Genomic DNA, 20700 nt, shown 5'->3' with positions numbered 1-20700 from the left:
ATGACACCCCGTCGTACCTTCCTCAAGCACCTGTCAGTAGCCGCCGGCGTCGCCAGCCTGGGCCTTGGCCCGCTGCGCCTGGCCATGGCCGCCGACGATCGCTGGTTCATGCCCGAAGAAGACCAGGCCCAACAGCGGATCTTCCTGGCTTACGCCGCCGATGAAACGGTCTGGGAAGACCAGGCCGATGACGTCAACGACTGCATCGCCAAACTGGCCAGAACCATCGCCAAGTACCAACCGGTCACCGTGCTGTGCCACCCCGAAGACCTCGACGTGGCGCGCGAGGAATGCGGCACCGACAACACCGAATTCCTCGCCGTGGCCCTGGACGATATCTGGATCCGCGACTACGGCGGCTGCTTCGTCATCGACGATGATGGCAAGCGTGCGCTGATGGATTTCAACTTCAACGGCTGGGGCAACAAGCAGCGCCACCGCAACGACAACCGCGTGGCCAAAAAGCTCGCCAACGCCCTGGCCATCCCCTACCTGCAAAGCGAGCTGACCGGCGAAGGCGGCGGCATTGAGGTGGATGGCCACGGCACCGCGATCATCACCGAAAGCTGCTGGGTCAATGCCAACCGCAACCCTGACTGGAGCCGCGCCGACGTCGAGGCCGAGCTCAAGGCCAACCTCGGCTTGCGCAAGATCATCTGGCTGCCGGGCATCAAGGGCCGCGACATCACCGATGCTCACGTCGACTTTTACGCACGCTTCGTCGAGCCGGGGGTGGTGATCGCCAACCTCGACAACGACCCCGACTCCTACGACTACGAGGTCACCCGCAAACACCTGGAAATTCTCAAACAAGCCACCGACGCCGACGGCCGCCCCTTCACCGTGCACCTGCTGCCACCGCCGCGCACACCGCGCAGCAACCGTTTTACCCGCGACAACCCGGATTTCGCCGCCGGCTACATCAACTACCTGCCGATCAATGGCGCAGTGATCGCACCGCAGTTTGGCGACGCGCAGGCGGATGCCTACTGCAAGCAACTGCTCGCCAAGCTGTACCCGGGGCGGACCATCGAACAGGTCAACATCGACGCGATTGCCGCGGGCGGCGGTGGCATTCACTGTGTGAGCAAGAACATGCCGGCTTGAGGTGTCGCAAGGTTTGACAAGCGTTTGCGCCAGGCCCGAACATGAGCCCCTTGAGCACACCAGGAGGTTTACCGATGAGCAAGGCACCCTATGTCCCACCTCGGGTCTGGAAGCATGACGCGCCGTCTGGCGGCGAGTTCGCCAACATCAACCGCCCGGTGGCCGGCCCGACCCACGACAAGGTCCTACCGGTAGGCAAGCAGCCGCTGCAGCTGTATTCCCTGGCCACTCCCAATGGCGTGAAGGTCACCATCCTGCTCGAAGAGCTGCTGGCCCTGGGGCATGCCGGCGCCGAGTATGATGCCTGGCTGATTCGCATCGGCGAGGGTGATCAGTTCTCCAGCGGCTTCGTCGAGATCAACCCCAACTCGAAGATCCCCGCCCTGCTCGACCGCAGCGTGGAACCGCCAATCCGGGTGTTCGAGTCGGGCTCGATCCTGCTCTATCTTGCAGAAAAATTCGGCGCGTTACTGCCCACCGACCTGGCCGGGCGCAGCGAAACCTTGAACTGGCTGTTCTGGCAGATGGGTGCGGCGCCTTACCTGGGCGGCGGCTTCGGTCACTTCTATGCCTACGCGCCGGAGAAGTTCGAGTACCCGATCAACCGCTTCACCATGGAAGCCAAACGTCAGCTGGACGTGCTTGATCGGCGCCTGGCGCAAAGCACCTACCTGGCCGGCGACAGCTACAGCATTGCCGATATTGCCGTGTGGTCCTGGTATGGCCAACTGGCGCTGGGCCGGCTGTATTCGGCGGGCGAGTTCCTCAGTGTGCAGGAGTACCCGCATGTGCAACGGTGGGCACAGGCGATTGCCGAACGCCCGGCAGTCGTGCGCGGCCTGCGGGTAAACCGCACCTGGGGCGATGAAGCCACGCAAGTCGCGGAGCGGCATCAAGCGCAGGACCTGGACTGAGTGGAGGCCTTGTTCCAGGATGGAGCATTACAAATCGCTACTGCAGGCGCTGTTCTTCATCAGCTTGACCGCAGGACTGGGCTACCTGTCGATTCGCAGCATGGACAAGATGCGCGATGCCGCCAAGCGCGAATTCGAGGCGGCGCTGCGCCGCCATCATATCGAGCACTACCAGGTGCTGCGTGATCGCACCCGCAACACCTACCACCCGGAGATGACCCAGATCCACCGGATACTGCTCGATGATAAAGGCCAGCATTACCTGTACGTGCACATCAGCAATTCGCCGGGAGTGCTGCAGCCACTGAGCCATGAGCGCGCGTTGTTGGCGTTGGCCCAGGGTTGAGCGCTCGATAGCGCGAGGGATCGGTCATAATCCCTTGCGCTATCGCACATTTGATTGATCAATGGATGATCCTGTTGAAACCACTGAAAAACCGTTTTCTTGCCATCGTCATGCAGGTGGAGCTCACCCTCAACCTCTGGGTCGGTGGCGGCTTCATGATCTGGGTGCTGATTGACCGGGATGCCACGCGCTATTTTGAACCCTATGCAGTATTCGCCATCATCAGCCTCTGCCTGTTCTTCGCTAGCGCATGGTTTGTCCGCTGCCCTTTGTGCAACAAGTGCATGCCCCACCTGTACAAGCCTGGTGAAGGACTGTTGATGCACCGGGTGATGCGTGTGCATGAGGTCTTCACGCACAAGGTGATCGAGTGCCCCGAGTGCAAGCAGTTGGTGAAGCTACGCGACTAGCCGCCTACCGAGCATACCGACCAGGGCACCAGCCATCGTCAGCAGTACATCGGCGCTGAACCGTGCGCTGTAAACGGGCAGGAAGTCCCGATCGCGGGTGATGAAGTTGATGCCGGTGTTGAACAGTGCGTGGTAACCATTGGGGAAAAATGCCAGCAGGCACAGCACCACCACCAGGCCCAGGCTCCAACCGCCGGCCGTGTCATAGGATTGGCTGCGTAGCCAGAGGAAGATCCAGGTGAGCACGGCGGCGAAGATCGGGGTCCAGATTTGCCCGGTGATGGCGTCGTAGAATTCCAGGGTGAAGTACATGAGGGTTGCTGAGTCCTTTCGTTGAAACGGGCCGAGCATGCTATCACGCTACACACTGGCCACGACTCACCTCTGGGGCTCAATCAGGACCGCTTCCAACCGGTCGAGCCCGCTCCCGTAAAAGAACGAGAACGGCCGTCCGGCCTGATAGGCAACGTTGCCACACATCTCACGCAGACCTGCACGCCCGGCATCGGCCGCATCAAACGGTTGGTAGGGATGCTCGCCCAGCGAGCCGAACTCGAACGTCAGCCACGACGATCGCACCTTGCCATAAGACGCCTGGCTTTTCAGGCTGACCCTGGGCCCGCCCGCCTCCAGGCGCACACGCAAGTCGCGGTCATCGAAATACAGGCTGGCGGGCAGGCGCAGCGCTACCTGATCCTGGGTGAGCATGTCCATGTCACCGACCAGTTGCGCGCCATCGACCTGGAAGCGGGTGATCATGAAGGGCATCCGCGCGATAATCGCCGCATTGACCTGGCACATCACCTCGCCACTGATCGTGCGGTTGCCGGCAAAGGCATAGCGTCGCTCGCTGTCACTGACCAGGGTATCGAGCGCCACCTCTGGCGCAAAATCGAACTGCAGGGGCAACATCTGGCGCCCCAACGCGGTGATGCTGGCTGGCGCCGGGCCCATCTCCCGCCCGGCTGCATTCAAGCGTCGGGCCTGGCTGTAATCCAGCTCCAGTTGCAGGCTTGAAACCACCGACTGACGCGCCTTCAAGACAGTATCGAGTTGACTGCGCAGACCTTGCTGCTGCATTGGGCTCAACGCACTTTCATCCCCGCGCAGCACCACCGTGTCGCTGCGCTGGGGGTCCAGCTCGACCTGCAGCCGCTGCGGGTCGAGTTGCTGCGAGGCCAGCACCTGCTGAACCGCCTGCTGATAGCCCTCGTGCAATAGCGTCGAGTCATAGCTCAGGTGGGCACCGCCCTGAAATTGCAGTTCGGCCAGCACCACCTTGTGCGCCTTGAACAACGCCAGGCCAATCAAGGCGACCAGGCCAATGCCCGAGCCGACCATCAGCTTCCATGTGTTACTTCCCTTCATCTACCTGCCGGCTCCTGAAACCTGACAAAACCCACTTCAAAGCCCTGGGAACGACGCTCGCTCTATGGCCTCGCGTGCCAGCAGGACGCGCTCGGAAACCACTTCCCAAGAGGCCGAAAGCGCAATCGCCTCCATGGCCGAAGACCACTTGAGGTAGGCGTGACTGACCGTGAGATATCCCGCCGGTGGTTTTTTGCTCGAGGTGTAGTAATGATCGAAGTAGTAGCTATCGACGATAGGCACCGAGCGCTTGCTACAGCCGACTGGTGAAGGTTCGGCGTACCGGTCCAGGCACCTGTCGAGCGACCTGGAGAGCAAACGCACCACGTTCTGTTCGGCTGAACGGCTGGGGCTGATCTGATCATTGAGCCATTCTTCGTAACTGGGATGCCTGGCCCTGTCCTTGGCCCACAAGGCTTCGGCAAACTCCCGATCCTGCCTGACCTCCTCTTCTGTCTTTTCCTTCCATTTCGGCTGACAGCCAGACAGCGCTATTGCCAGAAGTACGCATACCACTGAACGTTGCAACATTTGACCTTCCCTGTGCGTGGATCCTGCAATAGCATACCGCCACTTCGCTTCTATGCCGATGATTCTGCTGCCCATGGCGATTTCGGTTTTTTGCCTGTGGGCGGACTGGAAAATCTACGCGACCGCAATAGCGGCGGCGATGCTGGTGGTAGCGCTGAGCAGGCAAACGTCAACAGCGATGCGATCCCAAGGCAACAGATGAGCAGCCTGGCAACTGCCAATGCGAGCCCGACCGGCCGGCCCCGCACCCGCTCCACGCCCCTGGCGGCCCGGCCAATGCGAGTAGCCATCCTCCCCCTCCCGTCATAGCATGCTGCCTATCGCTCAGCACGCCAAACGGACTTGGAAGATGAACGCCAACACACAGCTCGACGCCAGTACCCTGGGCCTGAACGAACAGCGCCTGCGCGCCCTGGCTCACCGCGATACCCTGGAAACCTGCAGCCTCGAGCAACTGCGCGATGTACAACTGCGCCGCTTGCGCTGGTCGCTCAAGCATGCCTGGCGCAACGTGCCTTGGTACCGCCATCAGTTTGAAGCCCAGGGACTGCACCCCGAGGATCTCCAGCAACTCGAAGACCTCGCGCGCTTCCCCTTCATCGGCAATGCCGAGCTGCAACATCACTATCCATTCGAACTGTTTGCCGTGCCTGCGCACCAGGTCGTGCGCCTGCAGGCCTGCAACGACGGCAGCACCCGCTCGCCGGTCACTGGCTACACGCGCAACGACCAGGAGGTCTGGGCGACGCTGGTCGCGCGCTCGCTGCGCGCCGCCGGGGCCCAGGCCGGCGACCGCCTGTACGTGCTCGGCGGGCAGGACGCCTTGAGTGCCAGCAACGGTATCCAGCTGGGCGCCGAACGCCTGAACTGTGCGCTGATCCCCCTGGCGGCGCGCCAGGCCAGCCAGCAGGTACGCCTGCTCTGTGACTTCCAGCCGCAGATGCTCATCGCCACACCGTCCCACTTGTTGGCCCTGGCCAATGAACTGGAGCGCCAGAACATCGCGGCGTCGGCACTGCCCTTGCGCATGGCGCTGATCGGCCCGCAACCGTGCAGCAGCAGCCTGCGCCAGGAACTGGAACAGCGCCTGGGCATCCAGACCCTGACTCTGTACGGCGTACCGGCCCTGATGGACCCGGGTATCGGCATGGAATGCCTGGAAACCCGCGACGGCGTGACCCTCTGGGAAGACCACTTCTACCCGGAGATCATCGACCCGGACAGCGGCACACCACTGCCCGACGGCAGCTTCGGCGAAGTGGTGCTGACCAGCTTGAGCCGCGAGGCCCTGCCGATGATCCGTTACCGCACCGGCGATATCGGCCGCCTGTTGCCTGGCACCGCCCGCAGCATGCGCCGCCTTGAACGCCTCACCGGTAACAGCGCCACTACCTTGCGCCAGAGCGCCTGAACAAGAGCCGGTCAATGATTACCATGCACCTATTGAAAGTCTCCGATATCCGCCGCGAGAGCGCCGACACCGTCTCTATCGCCTTCGAGGTACCCGCGCACCTGGCCTCGACCTATCGCTTCGAGCAGGGCCAGTACCTGCAACTGGAGGCGCAGTTGCAAGGTGAAGCGGTACGGCGCTCCTATTCGATTTTCAGCGCCCCCACCGACGGTGAACTACGCGTAGCTATCAAGCACGTGCAACAGGGACGCTTCTCGAGCTACGCCAACACCCAACTGGCGGTGGGCGACGCATTGCGGGTGATGCCACCGGCTGGCTCCTCGTACCGCCCTGAACCGCAAGCCCAGGTCCATCACTGCCTGGGCATGGCCTCAGGCAGCGGCATAACGGCGCTGCTGCCGATCATCAAGACAACCCTGGACAGCGATGAGCGCAGTCGCTTCACCCTGGTCTACGGCAGCCGCGACCGCGCCAGCATGCTGTTTGGCGAACGACTGGAGGCACTGAAGGAGGTGTATGCGCAACGTCTGCAATTGATCCTGCTGTTCAGCCGTGAAGCCAACAACAACGGGCTACCGTCCGGACGCCTGGACATTGCCACCTGTGATTGCCTGTTCCGTGAATGGGTAGACGTCAGCCTGCTGGACGCGGCGTTCGTTTGTGGCCCACAGGCCATGGTCGAGACGGTGGCTGGGGCGCTGAAGGATTACGGCCTGGCAGCCGAGCGCCTGCATTTCGAACGTCTTGCCGAGCCGCAGCCTCTGCGCGATGCCCTGCCCTCCTGAACCGCGCGGGCCTTGCGCTGACGGGCAGCGCAAGGCGAACGTTCGCTCAATCGCGGTCGCGATGGTCGGCGACGCCGCGCATCCAGTAGCCCTTGCTGCGGACCAATCGACGTGGAATCGAACACGCCTCGGTGAGGTAGTCACGCACCTCATTGACACTCTGGGCTTCACCGGCGATCCAGAACTGCCCAACCCCCGACGGCAATTGCAGACTGTCGATGCCCTTGAGCAACAGATTGCTACCGGCTGCATGTTCATCGCGGAAGAACCACTCACAATTGACTACGGCCAGCGAGTCCAGCGCTTGCAGTTCGGTCATGGTTTGAGCCTCCAGTACCACCAGGGCGCGGTCTCCCGGCGACAGGCTCTCAAGGATGCTCATCACCGCCGGAGTGCCGGTCTCGTCTGCCGCCAGCAACATCCATTCGGCATCTTCCTGGGGGGCAAACCCGCCACGCAATGCCGAGCAACCGATCTGATCGCCGAACTGCGCCTGCTCGACCCAGCGTCCGGCCGGGCCATGGTCATGGCGCACGAAATCGATATCGACATTACCCGACTGCGGGTAGTGCCGGCGAATGGTGTAGGCGCGGCTGACCTGGCTGCCACCGGCAGGCAGGAACAGCTTCAGCCATTGGGACGGCTGGCACGATAACGCCGTGGCGAACAGATCGCCCTTGAAGGTGACACGCCGCACCAGCGGCGTGACATCACGGATATCGATCACATCGAGGTTGTACTTCAACTTCTTGCGAAACTCGAACATGAATACTCCAGATTTACTTGGCTTTCGCCTTAGGTGAACGGGCCAGCCAGACAATGGCCAGGACAGCGCAGAACAGCCACGCGCTGGCGAGGGAGAAATCGTTCAGCGCCAGCATGTGGGCCTGGCGGTCGATGGTTCGTGCCAACGACTCCAGCGCGCCCTGGGCCGACAGCCCGAGATTGTTGAGGTTGTCCTGAGCCTGGGCGCTCCAGTGGTCGAACGGGGTCATGCGTTCGGCCAAGTCAACCTGGTGCTGACGTGCGCGGTGATCCCAGAAAGCCGGGCCGAGCGACACCGCAAAGCTGGCACCGGTCATGCGCAAGGCGTTCTGCAGGCCGAGGGCCGCCGGAATCTTCTCCGGTGGCAGGCGCGACAGCGAAATCGCCACCAGCGGGGTAAACAGGAATGCCGTGCCGGCGCCCATCAATACCGAGTTCCAACCGATGAACTGAATGTCCAGGTTGGTCTCGAAGTACATGCGCCACAGCGATGCGCCGATCCAGCAAATGAACGCCATGCTCGCCAGTACCCGCGCGTCGGTATGCTGCATCAGCCTGCCGATGAAGGGCGCCAGCACCACCCCGGCGATTCCCAGGGGGGCGGTGGCGATACCGGCCCAGGTCGCGGTGTAGCCCATTTCGGTTTGCAACCACAGCGGTACCAGCACCAGCGAGGCAAAGTACAGGGCAAAGCCCAGGCTCACGCTCAGGGTTCCGATGGCGTAGTTGCGTTCCTTGAACAGGCGCAGGTCGAGAATCGGATGCTGCGCGGTCAGCTCCCAGGTAATCAGCGAGGCGAACCCCAGCACGGTAATCACCGCCAGGATGCGAATCGGTGCGGCAGAGAACCAGTCCAGGTCCTGGCCCTTGTCGAGCAGGATCTGCAGCGAACCGACGGCAACCATCAACAGCAGCAGGCCGACCACGTCCACCGGCAATTTGCGTGTTGGGTTGTCACGCCCGTTCAACACCTGACCGAGGGTCAGCAGAATGAAGATGCCCACCGGCACGTTGATATAGAAGATCCACGGCCAACTGATGTTGTCGGTCAGGTAGCCACCGAGAATAGGACCGCACACCGGCCCCAGGAAGGTGGTCATCGACCACACCACCAGTGCCGTGGTGCGCCGCGCGGGCGGAAAGATCGCCACCAGCAGCGCCTGTGAAAGCGGCGCCAGGGGGCCGCAAACGGCGCCCTGGAACACCCGGAATACCAGCAGCGAGGTCAGGTTCGGCGCCAGGCCGCAGCACACCGAGGCCAGCACGAACAACACCACGGCACTGAGGAACAGCTTGACCTGGCCAAAGCGCTGAGCCAGCCAGCCGGTGAGCGGCAGGCCGATGGCCAGGGAGATGCTGAACGAGGTCAGCACCCAGGTGCCCTGGTCAGGGGCCACGCCGAGGTTGCCGGAAATGGTCGGCACCGCAACGTTGGCGATGGTGGTGTCGAGCACCATCATAAAGTTGGCCATGCCGATCGCCAGCGCGCCGAGGACCAGCGTGCCACCGCTCAATGGCTCGATGGGACGCTTGGCGCTGCTCATCGATCGTTCCTCGATACACTCAGTTTCGAGCCTTGCAGGTTTTCGGCAATGATCCGGTTGACCAGTGCTTCGCTGCCGCTACCCATCTTGCCGTAGACCTCGGTGTTGTCCTGGACGCTGCTGGGCACCTGTTCGTCCGGCTCACCCAGGGTAGCCTTGGCGGTCATCGAAAGGCCGATGCGCAACGGGTGACGCAGCACTTCTTCGCGGTCCAGGGCGATGCGCACCGGCACCCGCTGCACCACCTTGATCCAGTTGCCGGTGGCGTTCTGCGCCGGGATGGTGGCGAACGCCGCGCCGCTGCCGGCTTCGATACCCTGGATGCGGCCGTGGTAGACCACGCTCTCGCCATACAGGTCGGCAAACAGCTCGACCCGCTGGCCGACCTTGATCTGGCCCAGTTGCGACTCTTTGAAGTTGGCCTCGACCCAGACTTTATCCAGCGGCACCAAACCCATCAGCACGGTGCCCGGTTCGATGTGCTGGCCCACTTGCACCGCGCGCTTGGTGATCAGGCCGTCAACCGGCGCCGGCACCTTGGTCCGCGCCAACGCCAGGTAAGCTTCGCGCACACGCTCGGCGGCGGCGGCCACCTGCGGATGGCTTTCCACCGTAGTGCCCTGGATACGCGCCTGCAGCCCGACCAATTTGGCCTCGGCCGCACGCAGGCCCGACTGGGCGATCTGCGCGGCTTCTTCGGCATGGTGCAGGTCTTCGCCGGAGACACCGCCCTGGGCGATCACCGACCGGCGCCGTTGCAGGTCCTGGTTGGCCCGGTTGGCTTCGGCCTGGCGTAGCTTGACCTGGGCGAGCAGATCGTTCTCTTCGGCGAACAGGCTGTTGACTGTGCGCACGGTCAGGGCCAGTTGGTGAGTGGCGGAGTCCAGGCTCAAGCGCGCATCGGCCGGGTCGATTTCAACCAGGGTGTCACCCGCCTTGACCGTATCGGTGTTCTGGATGTTTACCGCAGTGGCGGTACCACGTACCTGGGCGGAGATCAGCACCACGTCGCCCCGTACATAGGCGTTGTCGGTGCTTTCATACGTGCGGCCATACACCCAGTACCACAGGCCGGCAGCCACAGCCGCGGCCAGGGCAACCAGGGTAATGAGCAGGAAAATCGGGCCGCGGCGCGACTTGGCCGGTGCCGGGGCTGGGGTTTGGGTGGCGTCAGTCATGAGAGGTTCCTGCAAGCGTAGTGGAGTTCTGATCGGCTTCTTTCCAGCCGCCGCCGAGCGCGCGCAGCAGGCCGGCATGGTTTTGCAGCGCCGAGGTCTTCAACTGGACCAGTTGCATGCGCGTGTCGAGTACCCGGGTCTGGGCGTCGAGCACATGCAGAAAATCAGTGAGACTTTGCCGGTAACGCAGGTTTTCCAGGTCGTAGACCTGTTCGACCTCATCCAGCCCCTGCACGGTTTTCAGGCGCTGGCCCTCAATGGCACGCAGTTGCGAGACATGTCCGGCCACTTCACTCAGGGCGTTGACCAGGGTCTGGTTGTAGCTGGCCACGGCTTCGGCATAACTGGCCTGCTGGGCCTGGTATTGGCCACGTAAACGCCCGGCGTCGAAGATCGGCAAGGTCACTGCGGGGCCCACGCCATAGGTACGGCTGTCGTGGTGGAAAAGGTTCTGGAAGCTGAAGCTCTGGAAGCCTGCGAATGCGAGAAGGTCGATGTTCGGATAAAACGCCGCACGGGCGGCGCCAATGCGCTTGCCTTGTGCTTCGACGCGCCAGCGCTGGGCAACCACATCGGGCCGGCCACCGATCAACTCGGCCGGCAGATGGCCCGGCAAGGCCACGCGCTGGCGCGGGTCAGCGACTTTGGGCTGCCATTGCTCGCCCCAGCCCGGGCCCTTGCCGGCCAGAGCCGCCAGCCGTAACTGATAGCCACGGGCGGCGCCTTGCAGGCGCGCCTGCTCGGCTTCGAGCAAAGGGATTGGCCCACGTGCCCGCACCACGTCAACCTGCGTGCCCAGACCAGACTTCAGCCGGTTTTCACTCAACTGCAGGATACTGCGGCGTTGTTCCAGGGTCTGATTGACAATGGCCTGCTGTTCGAGCACACCGCCCAAGGCGAACCAGGTTTCCACCAGGCTGCCACTGAGCGCCAGACGGGCGACCGCCTGATCGGCCTCGGCGGCGCGCAGGCTACCCACCGCTGCTTCGTTCAGAGAACGATTGAGGCCCCACAGATCAAGGTTGTAACGCCCTTGCAGCAACGCCTGGCCATCGGTGTGCCAGACCCCGGCTTCATCGGCACCGGTCTTGTAGTGCTGTGAATCCTGGCTACGCAGGATCTGGGTCATGGCCGACAGGCTCGGCCGGGTATTGGCCAGGGTGATGCCGGCATCGGCTTGCGCCCGCTCGATACGCGCACTGGCAATAGCCAGGCTAGGCGAGGTGTCCAGGCCGGCAGCCAGCAGGCGATTGAGGTCAGCGTCATTGAAGCTCAGCCACCAGCGATCATCTGCCGCAGATGAGGGCTGGGTAGCGGCGTGTTCGATGTCCAGACCGGCCTCGAGCTGTTCGGGTGACAAGGGTTTGGGTGGTTCAGGGCTATGCCCGGGGCTGACGCAGCCTGGCAATGCCAACAGCAGACAGATCGCCAGCCAATGCTGAAGCGAATAAGAGGATTCCATCACAACATCCTTGAAGGGTTGGGTTGCAACGGGATGATAAGTAGCCCCTGGCATATTGAAAATTGCAATAAACCGAGACTAGACTTGCGTTTTTTGCAAAGGACTGCGAAATGAACCTGCCTGATCTGAACTTGCTGCTGACCTTCGACTCGATGTTGCGCGAAGGCAGCGTCACTGGCGCCGCCGAGCGCATGAACCTGAGCATTCCCGCCATGAGCCGGCGCTTGTCGAACCTGCGCGAAGCCATGGGCGACCCGCTGTTCGTGCTGGCCGGCCGCCGCCTGGTCCCAACGCCCCTGGCTCTGGACCTTGCGCCCCAGGTGCACAACCTGCTGGAAGAGGCGCGCAATGTGCTGGGCACTAAACAGAAGCTCAACCTGGGCACGGTAAAGCGAGTATTCACCCTGCGCACCGAGGATGGCTTCACCGGCGCCTGGGCCCTGCGCCTGAGTCAACGGGTGGCGCAACAGGCCCCGCATGTGACCTTGAGTTTCATGTCCCAGGGCAACGAGGATGTCGCCGCCCTGCGCGACGGCCTGATCGACCTCGACATCGGCATCGCCGGGCCCCTGGGGCCCGAGGTCTACAAGCAACGCCTGTACATCGACACCTTCGTTGGCGTGGTCAACAATCAGCACCCCCTCGCGCGCCAGAGCAGCGTCAGCGCCGAGGACCTGGTGGCCTTCCCTCACCTGTCGGTGTCACGCCGCGGCCGCACCCGCGGCCCGTTGGATCTGGAGCTGGAAAAGGTCGGCTTGCAACGCAAGGTGCAGTTGGTGGTCCCGGGCTTTCAGGCGGCCATGCAACTGGCCAGTTCCTCGGACATGATTGCGGTGATCCCGCAGCGCTTCGTCGAATGGTCGCTGCCGCTACTGCCGCTGCACATTTTCCAGCTACCGCTGGAGACCCCCGGCGGCGAGTTCTGCCAGGCCTGGCACCCGCGCGTGAACAATGACCAGGTACATCGTTGGTTGCGCCAATTAGTGCAGGAATGTTCCTGCAGCTGAACCGGTTATTCTGCAACGGGCGCCAAATGCGAGCGCCCCGCAGCAGTTCTCGCACACAAAAAAACCGCCCACAGTAGCCAGCGACAAAAAGCGCCCACAACCCCTCCTCCAGGCAATCGTAGATTGCATGTTTCGAAATTTACATCTCGTCACACTTCTCTCTAAGTTGTGGCTCGTGCAAACCAGCATTTACCCCACAACAACGACGCGCCACTGATGGACAACCTGTGTGCGTAGTCTTACTTGTACCGGAGCAGATTGATGATGGATCGTAATGGTTTCTCTCTTGACCGTAGGGGCCTTCAAACCTCGCAGGAGTATCTGGCAAGCCTGAGGGATGGCAGGGAAGTTTGGATCAACGGCGAGCGGGTCGAAGATGTCACCGAACATCCCGCGTTTCGCAACGCGGCGCTGATGAACGCTCGCTTCTACGATGCACTGCATGACCCCAAACTGCGTGACAAGCTCACCATCGAGATCGACGGTGCCCCTGGCCTGCGCTGCCACCGCTTCTTCCAGGCACCGCGCACGGTCGAAGAACAGGTCGCCGCACGCGACGCGATCGCCGAAACCGCCCGCCTGAGCTATGGCTGGATGGGCCGCACTCCGGACTTCAAAGGCGCCTGGATCGGCACCTTCGGCCCTAACCGCGACCTCTACGGCGAGTACGCCGAAAACGCCACCCGCTGGTACAACTTCAGCCGCGAACGCCTGCCGTTCATCAACCATGCCGTGGTCAACCCGCCGGTGGACCGCAACCAGGACCCAAACACCTCCAACGTCTTCGTGCGCGTCGACGAAGAAACCGCGGACGGTCTGTACATCAGCGGGGCCAAGGTGGTGGCCACTGGCGCGGCACTGACCCAGTACACGTTCGTTGCCCACTACAACGTCATGTACCAGGACAAAAAGTATTCGCCGATCTTCATGATCCCCACCGGTGCCAAAGGCGTGAAGCTTATCTGCCGGACCTCCTACGAGCAGGCGGCGAGCAAGAACGGCAGCCCGTTCGACTACCCGCTGTCGAGCCGCATGGACGAGAACGACTGCATCCTGATCTTCGACCGGGCCTTCGTGCCGTGGCAGGACGTGTTCATGTACGGCGTGGAGATGTCCAACAGCTTCATCCAGAAATCCGGCTTCTTCGGCCGCACCCTGATGCATGGCTGCACCCGCCTGGCGGTGAAGATGGACTTCATCTGCGGGCTGTTTCTCAAGGCCGTGGAAATCTGCGGTACCCGTGACTTCCAGGGCGTTCAAGGGGCTGTGGGCGAAGCCATCGCCTTGCGCCACATGCTCTGGGGCCTTTCCGACTCCATGGCCTATCGCACCGAAAACTGGAACGAGGAATTCCTGCTGCCCAACCTGGAATCGGCCCTGGCCTACCGCGCTACCGCTGGCGATGCCTACAGCCGGGTGATCAACCTGATCCGCAAGACCGTGGCCAGCGGCTTGATCTACCTGCCCTCCCACGCCAAGGACTTCCTCAATCCCGAGGTCAGACCCTTCCTGGACCAGTACGCCCGTGGTTCCAACGGCATCGACGCCGAAGAGCGCGCCAAGACCCTCAAGCTGCTGTGGGACGCGATCGGTACCGAGTTCGGTTCGCGCCACGAACTGTACGAGGTCAACTACTCCGGCAGCTACGAGAAGAGTCGTCTGGACACCCTGCACATCGCCAGCCATTCCGGGCGCACCGAGCAAATGCGCGCCCTGGCCGAACAGTGCATGGCTGAGTACGACCTCAATGGCTGGACCGCCCCGGACTTCAAAAAGGCCTACGCTGCGGGTTGAGGCTGCCGCGTAACTGAACCTTCGCTGTCGTCGAGGGGCTGTCGCCCGCAGGCCAATCCGGCCTGCGGACGCCGCCCTCTCACGCGTGCCGCGCACGCTTGAGTGCACGCACATCTCCATGTGTGAATCCTTTCAGCGCTGCTGATGGATACACCTTAGAAGAACATTGCCAGCTTGTCGGCTGCGTTTTGTGCAACAGTCAATTGCGCGTTTTCAGGCAGTGCAACCTAGCGCCAGATCATCAGCCCGATGGGCATCCTGACCAAGGGTAAGGTTGGGACTGCACCTTGGCAGCCAAAACCCGCCATTACTTTGTGAAGTTTCCACTGGCTTTGAAAATGTAAAAGTAACCCACGCCAGTAGCCCCTTCCGTGGACAACGAACAGTCACTGTCGACGCTGAGCCGGTCCCAGGATTCCAAACCCTTGGTTCCCGCCTTGACGGCCTTCTGCTCAGCATCCCGCTTGGCACGATTACAACCTTCCACTGGATTGGGTGGGTTTATCGCACCTGCTGCGATTGCGGCAACACCTTCAAACTTCACTGTATCCGCGCTCGCCATCGGGATCGTGCCGACAGTCACTGCCAGCACAAACCATGCGTTTCTCAGAACGGGCATGTTGCTCTCCTTTTTCCAGCCGTTAGCGAAGCCTAGCCCAACGGTGTCTCAAGATTTTCGCTCAAGCTCTATTGCTGAGGCGCTGAAGAAAATGATGACCCCTGGGATCAACAGTGCCAGCAGGTATTGACCGGGATGCACCCATAATCCGATGGCCCAGAGTGCCAACAGTGCACCACCGACGATGCGTCGTTGGCGCGGAGTAAACCGCTCTCGAAATGCTTCCAGCTTCTTGCGCAACGCCATTACCACTCTCCCCCTTTGAATAGCCAGATGCTAGGCTCACCGCCCTGTGTGCACGAAGCAGCACAGTGAGTCAGGTCGTCAATCTAGCGAGCATGAGTAATGGAAGCAAAGGCATTCGCGCGAACACTGAAAGCCTCGATCAACGAGGTTAAATCACAGGGTCAGGAGACCCTTCACTGCGACAGTCTTGTGAATCATATTGACGCGCTTGTCGAAGCCACCTCGCAAAACAGCAACTCAATCAGCCAATCAGGACAGAACGCAATCAAGACCATGCTGCTACTGAACGGTGGTGCAGCAATCGCCCTGCTGGCGTTCATTGGCAAGCTTTCAGACAACAACAGCGGCGCAATCCCGGACTTCGCATATGCCCTGACGGCCTTTGTGACAGGGGCATTGGCCATCGGAATCAGCGCTTGCCTGACTTGCCTTGCGCAGATCGCATTTGACAGCAATGTAACGTGGCACAACACAGTCGGCACCACCTTGCAATTGAGCTGCATCGTCTTAGGCCTGACTTCAATACTGATCTTTGCCTTCGGCACCTATGCCACCTACCAAGCGCTCTTGTGCCTGGCCACTTGCGCGTAATCCATCGAACAACAGGTATTCGCCATGAAGGCACTTTCAATTCGCCAACCCTGGGCCTGGCTGATCATCCACGCCGGCAAAGACATAGAGAACCGCAGCTGGCACACGACATTACGCGGGCGGTTCTGCGTGCATGCCTCACAGGGCATGAAGCGCACCGACTACGCCAGAGTGGCGCAGTACGCTGCTGAACGAGGGGTAGCCGTCCCCCCCCCTTCGAGGCACTGGCGCGCGGTGGTATTGTTGGTTCGGTTGAGCTGGTGGATAGCGTCGATGCCAGCGCATCGCCGTGGTACATGGGGGAAAAGGGATTCGTGCTGCACGCCCCCCGCCCTTGTGAGTTCATTCCCTTGAAGGGCCGATTGGGGTTCTTTGAGGTGCCGGAGGCGCTGCCTTGCCAGAAACTAACGAAGCAGTTGAATGATTAAATCAAAAATCATAGGACTGAGCGGAATGTACACCACCATCCAGTAGCGTTCCCAGCATCACAAAGCTTGCAATTGCATTTCGAGCAATCGATTTGAATTCTCGGAGGCCTTTATTCATCATCAAAACTCCTGGTTTTGTAGTCGGTGATGTTGTTCTGTTTTCGCTAGGGGAATTCGAATCCCCTACCTGGTTTGTGCATTGACTCACATAGGTCTGGTTGATGGTTACTGGGGAGTTCCCAATAACCATGGTTATAGGTGCCACTGTGCAGGTCGCATGAAGCCAGGCTCGCTCACTCCTATGATTTCTGTAGTGGCAATATTACATTGCCCCACTCCTAGACTAAACATTCGAGGAAAATTTTCTCACCTGCCAATGGATTGTCCGCCCTACAACTCTGACCATCGTCATCGATTTTGATCCAGCCCATACGCAGCGGCCCTGACCACGTCCACTGGTCAGCTTTGAGGCATACAGGGTGGAAACAGGCGTCTACTAGTGGTCATGCCCTCTGGCTCTACGAAGAAGACGCCAATCGAGGTATGCCGCCCATGAGACGCCTCCAGAAGATCACCCAGCAGCGCCGCCGGCAGTTGCATGTTCACTTGCCGCCCAGCGAATTGAACGAGGTGTTGTATGGCGATGGAACAGGCCGAGTGCGACAGGTCCGCGAAGCAGTAGGAAGCAGGCTTGTGTTTGAAGGTTTGGCCAGGGGCAATGCTCCTGATGACCTCTACCCACGCCACAGGTGACGACAGCATCATGGCATCTCAGAAAGGTTTTTCCCGCGAGGAAGCAGACAACACCGCATCGACTTCGGCGTTTCGTTCCCGCGAGGAACGTGTCGCCAACGGTAAGCGACTGCGTGGGCAGATCCCTCGCGAGGAGCACGCCAAGTGGAAATCCCCTCGGCAGCGCGATGTCATCTCCATACTGGAGAAATCCAACCGTGACCGCCTTCAAGATCTAGTACCCATCCGCTACGGGCGGATGCTTCGTAGCCCTTTCACCTTCCTGCGCGGGTCGGCCGCGCTGATGGCGCATGACTTGGCTAGCGGACCGAATATCCGCGTGCAGGTGCAGGCCTGCGGCGACTGCCACTTGCTCAATTTTGGCCTGTTCGCAACACCCGAGCGCAACCTGGTGTTCGACCTCAACGATTTCGATGAAACCCTACCGGCGCCCTGGGAGTGGGACATCAAGCGCCTAACCGTGAGCTTCGCCGTTGCCGCACGCGACGGTGGCGCTTCCGATGCCCGTGCACGCGAGGTTGCCGTTGCCTGCGTACGGGCATACCGCGAAAATCTGCGCCGTTATTCGAAGATGAATCCTCTGGAAGTCTGGTACTCGCGCCTAGACGCACAGACATTGCTGGATGCAGCACCCGACGTGAAGGCGCGTAAGTTTCGTCAGCAGTTGTTCGACCGTGCCCGCGAGCGGGTGATGGAAAGTGTCTTCCCGAAGATCGCCGGCGTGGTTGGAGGGCACCCGCGTATTGTGGATCAACCGCCAGTCATTCAGCACGTCAGCGACCCAGACTTCATAGAGCGTGCCCAACAGGGCCTGATTGACTATCGCCAGAGTCTTTCCGACGAACGCCGCGTGTTACTCGATCGCTATCGCCTGGTGGATGCTGCACTAAAAGTCGTCGGTATCGGTAGCGTCGGCACGCGGTGCTACATTGCTTTGCTATTTTCCGAGGAAAACCACCCACTGATTTTACAGTTCAAGGAGTCCTGTCGTTCCGTCCTCGAACCTTACGCAGGCAAGAGTCAATTCAAGAATCAAGGCCAACGGGTGGTGATGGGACAGCGCCTGATGCAATCGTCCAGCGACATCTTCCTGGGTTGGACGCGGGGCCGGGCCGGATATGACTTTTTCGTGAGGCAGTTGCGCGACATGAAAATGTCGGTACCACTTGAACATATCAATGCCGTGCAGTTGGAGCGCTATGCGGATTTTTGCGGCCTGACCCTCGCACGCGCTCACGCCAAGTCGGGCGACGCGGCAACGATCGCAGGCTACCTGGGAAAGGGCGACGCCTTCGACGAAGCACTGGGCGATTTTGCCCTGCGCTATGCCGACCAGACCGAACACGACCATGAGCAACTGCTCAAGGCGGTGAACTCAGGTCAAGTGAAAGTGCTTACAGAAGAGGAGTGAATGGGAGTTATCGAAACTCAAGCAAAGCGCATGCAAGGAGGTGACACGCGGTGCAAACACCTTCGTTGCGAAAATGATCGAAATCATGCGCAAGCGTAAGGCTGCTCCCCTTGAGTAAGCAGCATTACGCATTCTTCGGCGTTGTGGTTTGACGCTCGCGCAGTTGCCCCTCAGTAGCGGAACTTGCCGCCATGAATGTCCTGCAGCACCTGCTCAGTCACGCGCACGTAGGTTTCGGTGCCCGGTAGCCAAGCGTAGACCGGGTCCTCGCCGGTTTGGCTGGGGTCGAAGGCTTCGGTCCTTAGTTTGGTTTTCTGGTATTTGAACGTGCCGGTGGTTTCCATGCAGGTCCTGATGCGCAGGAACATCGGCACCGCGTAGTGGGGCATCTGGCGTTTGACGAAGCGCAGCAGGTCGCAAAAATCCAGTTGTTCCAGCGGAGCCGATGGGGTGATGGCCGCCATCCCGGCGCGACCGTTGGTGTTCTTGATTTCCACACCGTAGGCCACGGCTTCGGCGATGTGGGGATGTTGCACCATGATGTTTTCGACTTCGGTGGTGGAGACGTTCTCGCCTTTCCAGCGGAAGGTATCCCCTAGGCGGTCGACGAATTGGGCGTGGCCAAAGCCGATATCGCGAATCAGGTCGCCGCTGTTGAAGTAACGATCGCCCTTTTCGAAAACGTCGTACAGCACCACCTTTTTGCTCTTCTCCGGATCGGTGTAACCGTCGAATGGGGAGTCGTCGTCGATCTTGGCCAGCAACAAACCTTGGCCACCCTTGCCGACTTTCTGCATGAAGCCGTTCGCGGTGCGCCGCGGCTCACCGGTGTCGTGTTCGTACTCCACCAGCGACCAGGCATTGATGGCAAAGCCAATGGTGTTTTCGAAGTTGAGGATGTTGGTAAAGCCGATGTTGCCGTCACTGGCGGCATAAAACTCGCAGACCCGTTCGATGTTGAAGCGACTCTTGAAGTCGTTCCATACGCCCGGGCGCAGGCCGTTACCAATCATTTTCACCACCGGGTTGTCACCATCGTTGCCGGCGGGCGGCTGGTCGATCAGGTAGCGACACAATTCACCGACGTAGCAAATGGTGGTGGCCTTGAATTTGCGCGTGTCATTCCAGAACTGACTGGCGCTGAATTTGCGGCGGATGGCGAACCCCGAGGCGCCGGCCAATGCCGAGCCCCAGCTCACGCACAGCCCGGTGCCGTGATAGAGCGGCAAGGTGCAATAGACGATGTCATCGGGGCGCATATCCAGGGCGATCATGCCGAAGCTACCGTAGACTTTCATCCAGCGCCCGTGCTTGAACACCCCGGCCTTGGGCAAACCGGTGGTGCCGGAGGTGTAAATGTAGAAGCAGGCGTCGTCCAGGTAGACCTGCTGGGTGGTCGCCGGATTGACAACGGGGTGCGCTTCGCTGGCGCGGCTCAGGTTGATGTAACCCTCCGGGGCGACGCCCGCATCGAGAGTGGTGTCGGTGTCGGCCAGGAAGAACGTGCTCAGCTCATCGATGGCAACTTCGTTACGCACCGCGTCAAAGGATGGCACCAACTCTTCGCCGACGATAATCGCCGAGGGATTGACCAGGCTCAAGCTGTGGATCAGGACGTTGTTGGTCTGCGAGGTGTTGAGCATGGCGCAGATACCGCCGATCTTGCTGACCGCCAGCACGCTGACCAGCAATTCCGGGCGATTTTCAATGAATATGCCGACCACATCGCCTTTTTTCAGGCCACGGGCAAGCAGGTAATGGGCGAAGCGGTTGGCCCACTGGTTGACCTGTTCATAACTGAAACGAGTGTCCTTGTAGAGCAACGCCGGCCCTTGAGGGTTGCGCGCAACCGCCTGTTCGAAGGCCAACCCCAGGCCGCAGGGCTGATCGACCTTGAGCTTGGAAGCTTTGATTCCCCTGACGAGCCGAGGAATGGCCCGGGCGATCAAGGGGATTTTGCGCAGCATCATGCCCCAGGTAATCATGTCGCTATTGCTACTCATGTCACCTCCTAGTGAATTGACCGTGGC

General features: G+C 60.9%; 20 protein-coding genes. 10 read left to right on the top strand and 10 right to left on the bottom strand.

The window, feature by feature from the left end; translation table 11 throughout:
• The 4 genes from EXN22_RS11330 (at nt 1) to EXN22_RS11315 (ending at nt 2777) form a co-directional block, all read left to right on the top strand.
• Complete coding sequence (locus tag EXN22_RS11330; RefSeq protein ID WP_130264125.1) at nt 1-1107, top strand: agmatine deiminase family protein; 1107 nt, start codon at nt 1-3, stop codon at nt 1105-1107.
• Between the two features lie 74 nt (nt 1108-1181).
• Nucleotides 1182-2021: a glutathione-dependent disulfide-bond oxidoreductase gene (gene yghU / locus EXN22_RS11325; RefSeq protein ID WP_130264124.1), complete on the top strand. Its 840-nt coding sequence runs from the start codon at nt 1182-1184 to the stop codon at nt 2019-2021.
• 19 nt (nt 2022-2040) lie between these two features.
• A complete protein-coding gene (locus EXN22_RS11320) occupies nt 2041-2367 on the top strand; it encodes a hypothetical protein (RefSeq protein WP_130264123.1) in 327 nt (108 codons plus the stop codon).
• Nucleotides 2368-2441: 74 nt separating this feature from the next.
• Nucleotides 2442-2777: a hypothetical protein gene (locus EXN22_RS11315; protein WP_130264122.1), complete on the top strand. Its 336-nt coding sequence runs from the start codon at nt 2442-2444 to the stop codon at nt 2775-2777.
• Here the strand turns inward: EXN22_RS11315 and EXN22_RS11310 are convergent.
• The 3 genes from EXN22_RS11310 to EXN22_RS11300 form a co-directional block, all read right to left on the bottom strand.
• Entirely contained in the window at nt 2766-3089 is a 324-nt protein-coding gene (locus EXN22_RS11310; RefSeq protein ID WP_130264121.1) for a hypothetical protein, read from the bottom strand. The two genes, EXN22_RS11315 and EXN22_RS11310, sit on opposite strands and share 12 nt — an antisense overlap.
• A 66-nt stretch (nt 3090-3155) precedes the next feature.
• Nucleotides 3156-4145, bottom strand: coding sequence for a hypothetical protein (locus EXN22_RS11305; RefSeq protein WP_130264120.1), 990 nt, complete (start codon nt 4143-4145; stop codon nt 3156-3158).
• A 36-nt stretch (nt 4146-4181) separates the two neighbouring features.
• Nucleotides 4182-4676: a hypothetical protein gene (locus tag EXN22_RS11300; RefSeq protein ID WP_130264119.1), complete on the bottom strand. Its 495-nt coding sequence runs from the start codon at nt 4674-4676 to the stop codon at nt 4182-4184.
• 349 nt (nt 4677-5025) lie between these two features.
• On the opposite strand from EXN22_RS11300, the gene EXN22_RS11295 reads away from it, so the two are divergent.
• A complete protein-coding gene (locus tag EXN22_RS11295; RefSeq protein WP_165392203.1) occupies nt 5026-6087 on the top strand; it encodes a phenylacetate--CoA ligase in 1062 nt (353 codons plus the stop codon).
• A gap of 14 nt (nt 6088-6101) precedes the next feature.
• Nucleotides 6102-6872 carry an FAD-binding oxidoreductase gene (locus EXN22_RS11290; protein ID WP_130264117.1) on the top strand — a complete coding sequence of 257 codons (771 nt, stop codon included), beginning with the start codon at nt 6102-6104 and terminating at the stop codon, nt 6870-6872.
• Between the two features lie 46 nt (nt 6873-6918).
• Here the strand turns inward: EXN22_RS11290 and EXN22_RS11285 are convergent, their stop codons facing one another.
• The 4 genes from EXN22_RS11285 to EXN22_RS11270 are packed head-to-tail and all read right to left on the bottom strand — an operon-like array spanning nt 6919 to nt 11821.
• A complete protein-coding gene (locus EXN22_RS11285; RefSeq protein WP_130264116.1) occupies nt 6919-7638 on the bottom strand; it encodes a siderophore-interacting protein in 720 nt (239 codons plus the stop codon).
• 13 nt (nt 7639-7651) lie between these two features.
• Nucleotides 7652-9181, bottom strand: a complete 1530-nt coding sequence (locus tag EXN22_RS11280) for a DHA2 family efflux MFS transporter permease subunit (RefSeq protein ID WP_130264115.1) — start codon at nt 9179-9181, stop codon at nt 7652-7654.
• On the bottom strand, nt 9178-10359 hold the full coding sequence (locus EXN22_RS11275) for an HlyD family efflux transporter periplasmic adaptor subunit (RefSeq protein ID WP_130264114.1): 1182 nt from the start codon (nt 10357-10359) through the stop codon (nt 9178-9180). Before EXN22_RS11275 ends, EXN22_RS11280 begins: the two co-directional genes overlap by 4 nt.
• On the bottom strand, nt 10352-11821 hold the full coding sequence (locus tag EXN22_RS11270) for an efflux transporter outer membrane subunit (RefSeq protein WP_165392202.1): 1470 nt from the start codon (nt 11819-11821) through the stop codon (nt 10352-10354). The genes EXN22_RS11275 and EXN22_RS11270 overlap by 8 nt, the downstream gene beginning before the upstream one ends.
• 110 nt (nt 11822-11931) lie before the next feature.
• On the opposite strand from EXN22_RS11270, the gene EXN22_RS11265 reads away from it, so the two are divergent.
• Both EXN22_RS11265 and EXN22_RS11260 read left to right on the top strand, forming a co-directional pair.
• Entirely contained in the window at nt 11932-12828 is an 897-nt protein-coding gene (locus EXN22_RS11265) for a LysR family transcriptional regulator (RefSeq protein WP_130264112.1), read from the top strand.
• Between the two features lie 261 nt (nt 12829-13089).
• On the top strand, nt 13090-14622 hold the full coding sequence (locus EXN22_RS11260) for a 4-hydroxyphenylacetate 3-hydroxylase family protein (protein WP_130264111.1): 1533 nt from the start codon (nt 13090-13092) through the stop codon (nt 14620-14622).
• A gap of 307 nt (nt 14623-14929) precedes the next feature.
• On the opposite strand, the gene EXN22_RS11255 is transcribed toward EXN22_RS11260, so the two are convergent.
• Nucleotides 14930-15241, bottom strand: coding sequence for a hypothetical protein (locus EXN22_RS11255; protein ID WP_130264110.1), 312 nt, complete (start codon nt 15239-15241; stop codon nt 14930-14932).
• Between the two features lie 48 nt (nt 15242-15289).
• Nucleotides 15290-15487, bottom strand: coding sequence for a hypothetical protein (locus EXN22_RS11250; protein ID WP_130264109.1), 198 nt, complete (start codon nt 15485-15487; stop codon nt 15290-15292).
• A gap of 99 nt (nt 15488-15586) precedes the next feature.
• Here EXN22_RS11250 and EXN22_RS11245 point away from each other — a divergent pair, with 99 nt between their 5' ends.
• Together EXN22_RS11245 and EXN22_RS11235 are read left to right on the top strand one after the other, a co-directional pair.
• Nucleotides 15587-16078, top strand: coding sequence for a hypothetical protein (locus tag EXN22_RS11245; RefSeq protein ID WP_130264108.1), 492 nt, complete (start codon nt 15587-15589; stop codon nt 16076-16078).
• Nucleotides 16079-17224: 1146 nt separating this feature from the next.
• Nucleotides 17225-18670 carry a DUF2252 domain-containing protein gene (locus tag EXN22_RS11235; protein WP_233281701.1) on the top strand — a complete coding sequence of 482 codons (1446 nt, stop codon included), beginning with the start codon at nt 17225-17227 and terminating at the stop codon, nt 18668-18670.
• Nucleotides 18671-18840: 170 nt separating this feature from the next.
• On the opposite strand, the gene EXN22_RS11230 is transcribed toward EXN22_RS11235, so the two are convergent.
• Nucleotides 18841-20673 (bottom strand): long-chain-acyl-CoA synthetase, encoded by a 1833-nt coding sequence (locus EXN22_RS11230; protein WP_130264107.1) that lies wholly within the window; start codon nt 20671-20673, stop codon nt 18841-18843.
• Nucleotides 20674-20700 lie beyond the last annotated feature (27 nt).

Origin of the sequence: Pseudomonas tructae (assembly GCF_004214895.1) — a bacterium.
GTDB classification, from domain to species: domain Bacteria; phylum Pseudomonadota; class Gammaproteobacteria; order Pseudomonadales; family Pseudomonadaceae; genus Aquipseudomonas; species Aquipseudomonas tructae.
This window is presented reverse-complemented; position numbering and strand designations above follow the sequence as displayed.